1 pseudogene is annotated in these 740 nt (G+C 50.3%); it reads left to right on the top strand.

The features are described from left to right. Window positions 1-512: 512 nt before the first annotated feature. Window positions 513-707: pseudogene (locus WM40_RS29395) on the top strand (transposase domain-containing protein); the annotation flags it as partial. Window positions 708-740 lie beyond the last annotated feature (33 nt).

Here is a 740-nt window from a genome sequence, read left to right as displayed (position 1 = left end):
AGTGGAACAGCGGGTAGCGCCGTCTACCGGCTACCGCACAAGTCTCGGCAAGACAGCCGCCGGAGCATGGCACGCGGTCTCTCGGCTACAAAAAAGCTGGTCGAACAAACACGAATCGAAACGCGCAATCGCATCGCTGACGCATACCAAATGGATAGTCCAACAGTCAGAAATGACTAGTCTGTTCGATTAACTCGGCGAGGTTAACGGGTAATAGTACCGCCCACTACCATACAATTCAATATGGTTTTGAAGACAATGGTGAGCGAATGACGGCAACCTTCGATTGAGGAGCATTTATTTCCTGCCTCTCTCGCGCTAAGCAATATTTACGCTGCTCGCGCCGGAGGCCGACTCGTCGCGATCTTTATTGAAAGTGATCGAAAGATAGCTTTTAATAATTATTCATTTTTAGACGTTTGTTCTACGCGCCATAACTGGCAAGATTCGAAGCGAATGGAGACAATCCTAAGCTATGTTTTGGCAGCCCCTCAAATGCCAAGGCAGCGGTCAGCGTCTGGCTATTTGCACGCTTATTGGGCGCGGACAAGCGCGCGTCGGCAATCATGAGCCTTGTTCAGTCAGCCAAGCTCAATGGCCATTATCTTTACGCCTATCTCAAAGACGTACTAAATCGATTGCCTATCCATCCCGTACGGCAGATCGATGGTAAGCGGCCGGTCATCCCATCTGGCATTCGGCATTAGCGCGTAAGAGCATACGTGTCCACGATCACATTG

It is taken from the genome of Robbsia andropogonis (assembly GCF_000970345.1).
GTDB classification, from domain to species: domain Bacteria; phylum Pseudomonadota; class Gammaproteobacteria; order Burkholderiales; family Burkholderiaceae; genus Robbsia; species Robbsia andropogonis.
The sequence above is the reverse complement of the archived record's forward strand: the minus strand, read 5'-3'. Positions and strand labels throughout refer to the sequence as shown.